The organism is Pseudomonas sp. BN606, assembly GCF_029873115.1.
In the GTDB taxonomy this organism is placed as follows: Bacteria; Pseudomonadota; Gammaproteobacteria; order Pseudomonadales; family Pseudomonadaceae; genus Metapseudomonas.
In genome coordinates this window covers 1-4,249 of the sequence record NZ_SSOF01000025.1, presented here as the reverse complement: position 1 = coordinate 4,249, position 4,249 = coordinate 1, and the positions used below count along the sequence as shown (strand labels likewise).

At 66.6% G+C, this 4,249-nt stretch carries 4 protein-coding genes; all 4 read left to right on the top strand.

Annotated elements, in window-relative coordinates; translation table 11 throughout:
- Positions 1 to 927, top strand: a 927-nt coding sequence (locus E8E75_RS00930) for an ABC transporter ATP-binding protein (protein WP_280357741.1), incomplete at its 5' end; no start/stop codon positions are given.
- Position 928: 1 nt separating this feature from the next.
- The gene (locus tag E8E75_RS00925; protein ID WP_120654802.1) at positions 929 to 1,879 is read left to right on the top strand and encodes an ABC transporter permease; all 951 of its coding nucleotides are present in this window, start codon (positions 929 to 931) and stop codon (positions 1,877 to 1,879) included.
- Positions 1,869 to 2,675 carry an ABC transporter permease gene (locus E8E75_RS00920; protein WP_120654801.1) on the top strand — a complete coding sequence of 269 codons (807 nt, stop codon included), beginning with the start codon at positions 1,869 to 1,871 and terminating at the stop codon, positions 2,673 to 2,675. The genes E8E75_RS00925 and E8E75_RS00920 overlap by 11 nt, the downstream gene beginning before the upstream one ends.
- A gap of 153 nt (positions 2,676 to 2,828) precedes the next feature.
- Positions 2,829 to 4,249 (top strand): gamma-aminobutyraldehyde dehydrogenase (locus E8E75_RS00915; protein ID WP_280357740.1); only part of this gene is annotated, 1,421 nt, incomplete at its 3' end.

Below are 4,249 nucleotides of genomic sequence, written 5' to 3'. Positions count from 1 at the left end.
TCCATGCTCGGCCCCTCGGGCTCGGGCAAGACCACCTGCCTGCGCCTGATCGCCGGCTTCGAGCAACCCACCTCGGGTTCCATTCGCATCCACGGTGAAGAGGCCGCCGGCCTGCCGCCCTACGAGCGCGACGTGAACACCGTGTTCCAGGACTACGCCCTGTTCCCGCACATGAACGTGCGCGACAACGTCGCCTATGGCCTCAAGGTGAAGGGCGTAGCTCGCGCCGAGCGCCTGGCACGTGCCGAAGAAGCGCTCGGAATGGTCGCCCTGGCCGGCTACGGCGACCGCAAGCCCGCGCAGCTTTCCGGCGGCCAGCGCCAGCGCGTGGCCCTTGCTCGCGCATTGGTCAATCGCCCGCGCGTGCTGCTGCTTGACGAACCCCTCGGCGCATTGGACCTGAAGCTGCGCGAGCAGATGCAGAGCGAGTTGAAGAAGTTGCAGCGCCAGCTCGGCATCACCTTTATCTTCGTCACCCACGACCAGGGCGAGGCGCTGTCCATGTCCGACCGCGTGGCGGTGTTCAACAAGGGCCGCATCGAGCAGGTGGACACCCCGCGCAACCTCTACATGAAGCCGGCCACGCCTTTCGTTGCCGAATTCGTCGGCACCTCCAACGTGCTGCGCGGCGACCTGGCCCGCCAGCTCTCCGGTGTAGAGCAACCTTTCTCCATCCGCCCCGAGCACATCCGCTTCGCCCAGGGCGAGGTCGGCAGCCACGAGGTGGAAATCAGCGGCCTGCTCCACGACATCCAGTACCAGGGCGCCGCCACCCGCTACGAAATCCGCCTGGATAACGGCCAGAACCTCTGCGTCAGCCTGGCCAACAGCCAGTGGCAGGACGCCGCGCCGCTGCACCAGCAGGGCCAGGTGGTCACCGCTCGCTGGGCCCGCGATGCCATGGTCCAGCTGACCGAGGGTGCGTGACATGGAACTGACCCTCAACGCCGAGCGGCCGCGCGCCGCCAATGGCTTGATGCGCAGGTTCTCGGGCCTGCTCTATCGCCGTCCGACGCTGTACCTCTCGCTGCTGCTGGTGCCGCCGCTGCTGTGGTTCGGCGCTATCTACCTGGGCTCGCTGCTGACGCTGCTCTGGCAGGGTTTCTACACCTTCGACGACTTCACCATGACGGTGTCGACGGACCTGACCCTGGTCAACTTTGGCGCACTGTTCCAGGCCGCCAACTTCGACATCATCGTGCGCACGCTGAGCATGGCCATCGCCGTGTCCATCGCCAGTGCCGCACTGGCCTTCCCCATCGCCTACTACATGGCGCGCTACACCACGGGCAAGACCAAGGCGTTCTTCTACATCGCGGTGATGATGCCCATGTGGGCCAGCTACATCGTCAAGGCCTACGCCTGGACCCTGCTGCTGGCCAAGGGCGGCGTAGTGATGTGGTTCGTCCAGGCGCTGCATCTGCAGCCCGTGCTGGAACTGCTGCTGGGCGTGCCCGGTGTCGGTGGCAGCACCCTCTCCACCTCGCACCTGGGGCGCTTCCTGGTGTTCGTGTACATCTGGCTGCCGTTCATGATCCTGCCGATCCAGGCCTCCCTGGAGCGCCTGCCGCCGTCGCTGCTGCAAGCCTCTGCCGACCTCGGCGCGCACCCGCGCCAGACCTTCATGCAGGTGATCCTGCCGCTGTCCATTCCGGGTATCGCCGCCGGCTCTATCTTCACTTTCAGCCTGACCCTGGGCGACTTCATCGTGCCGCAGCTGGTGGGCCCGCCCGGTTACTTCATCGGCAGCATGGTGTACGCCCAGCAGGGCGCCATCGGCAACATGCCCATGGCCGCCGCCTTCACCCTGGTGCCGATCGTGCTGATCGCCGTTTACCTGTCCATCGTCAAACGTCTGGGGGCCTTCGATGCACTCTGAGAAAGCGTCCTGGGGCCTGAAAGCGGCCGCCTGGGGCGGGCTGGCATTCCTGCACATCCCGATCCTGATCATCTTCATGTACGCCTTCAACACCGAAGACGCCGCCTTCAGCTTCCCGCCGCAGGGCTTCACCCTGCACTGGTTCAGCGTCGCCTTCGGCCGCGCCGACGTGGTGGAAGCGATCAAGCTGTCGCTGCAGGTCGCGGTCGTCGCCACGCTGATCGCCATGGTTCTGGGCACCTTGGCGGCCGCCGCGCTGTATCGCCACAGCTTCTTCGGCAAGGAAGGCATCTCGCTGATGCTGATCCTGCCGATCGCCCTGCCCGGCATCATCACCGGTATCGCCCTGCTCTCGGCGTTCAAGGAGTTGGGCATAGAACCCGGCCTGCTGACCATCGTCATCGGCCACGCCACCTTCTGCGTGGTGATCGTCCACAACAACGTGATCGCGCGCTTCCGCCGCACCTCCCATAGCCTCATCGAAGCCTCGATGGACCTGGGTGCCGACGGTTGGCAGACCTTCCGCCACATCATCCTGCCGAACCTGGGCTCGGCCCTGCTGGCGGGCGGCATGCTGGCGTTCGCGCTGTCGTTCGACGAGATCATCGTCACCACCTTCACCGCCGGCCACGAGCGCACGCTGCCGATCTGGCTGCTCAACCAGCTCAGCCGCCCGCGTGATGTCCCGGTCACCAACGTGGTCGCCATGCTGGTGATGCTGGTGACCATGCTGCCCATCCTCGCCGCCTACTACCTGACCAAGGGTGGCGAGAGCGTGGCGGGTAGCGGGAAGTAAACAGTTTCAGGCCGGCTCCCTCTCCCTCGCTTTCTCCCCTCTCCCTCCGGGAGAGGGGCCGGGCGTGAGGGCGGTCCGAGCCACACCGATTTTCCCTCACCCCAACCCCTCTCCCAGGGGGAGAGGGGCTAGAACCGAACGAGGACCTACACCATGCAAACCAAACTCCTGATCAACGGCCAGCTCGTCGCTGGTGAAGGCCCCAGCCTCGCCGTGCTCAACCCGTCCCTGGGCACCGCCCTGGTGGAAATCGCCGAGGCCAGCCCGGCCCAGGTCGATGCCGCCGTGCGCGCCGCCGACGCCGCCTTCCCGGCCTGGTCGCAGACCTCGCCGAAAGACCGCTCCACCCTCCTGCTCAAGCTCGCCGACCGCATCGACGCCCACGCCGAAGAACTGGCCCGCCTGGAATCGCAGAACTGCGGCAAGCCCTACGCCGCCGCGCTGAACGACGAACTGCCGGCCATCGCCGACGTGTTCCGCTTCTTCGCCGGCGCCAGCCGCTGCATGAGCGGTTCCGCCGCCGGTGAGTACCTGCCCGGCCATACCTCGATGATCCGCCGCGACCCGGTCGGCGTGGTCGCTTCCATCGCGCCGTGGAACTACCCGCTGATGATGGCCGCCTGGAAACTCGGCCCGGCCCTGGCCGCCGGCAACACCGTGGTACTGAAACCCTCCGAGCAGACCCCGCTGACCGCCCTGAAGCTCGCCGAGTACATCGCCGAGATCTTCCCCGCCGGCGTGGTGAACATGGTCTTCGGCCGCGGCCCGAGCGTCGGTGAACCGCTGACCACCCACCCGAAGGTGCGCATGGTCTCCCTCACCGGCTCGGTCGCCACCGGCTCGCGCATCATCGCCGGCACCGCCGACAGCGTGAAACGCATGCACATGGAACTGGGCGGCAAGGCCCCGGTGATCATCTTCGACGACGCCGACATCGACGCCGCCGTGGAAGGCATTCGCACCTTCGGCTTCTACAACGCCGGCCAGGACTGCACCGCCGCCTGCCGCATCTACGCGCAGAAAGGCATCTACGAGAAGTTCGTCGCCAAGCTCGGCGAAGCCGTCGGCAGCATCCGGACCGGCCTGCAGGACGACCCGAATACCGAACTCGGCCCGCTGATCACCGAGCAGCACCTGGAGCGCGTCGAGGGCTTCGTCCAGCGCGCTGCCGCCGTGCCGCACATCCAGGTGGTCACCGGCGGCAAGCGTGTCGACGGCCCGGGTTTCTTCTTCCAGCCCACCGTGCTCGCCGGCGCCCGCCAGGACGACGAGATCGTCCGCCGCGAAGTGTTCGGCCCGGTGGTCTCGGTCACCGAGTTCGATAGCGAGGAGCAGGTGCTGGAGTGGGCCAACGATTCCGACTACGGCCTGGCCTCTTCCCTCTGGACCGCCGACGTCGGCCGCGCCCACCGCCTGTCCGCGCGCCTGCAGTACGGCTGCACCTGGGTCAACACTCATTTCATGCTGGTCAGCGAAATGCCCCACGGCGGCGTCAAGCACTCCGGCTACGGCAAGGACATGTCCATGTATGGGTTGGAGGACTACACCGCCATTCGCCACGTGATGTTCAAGCA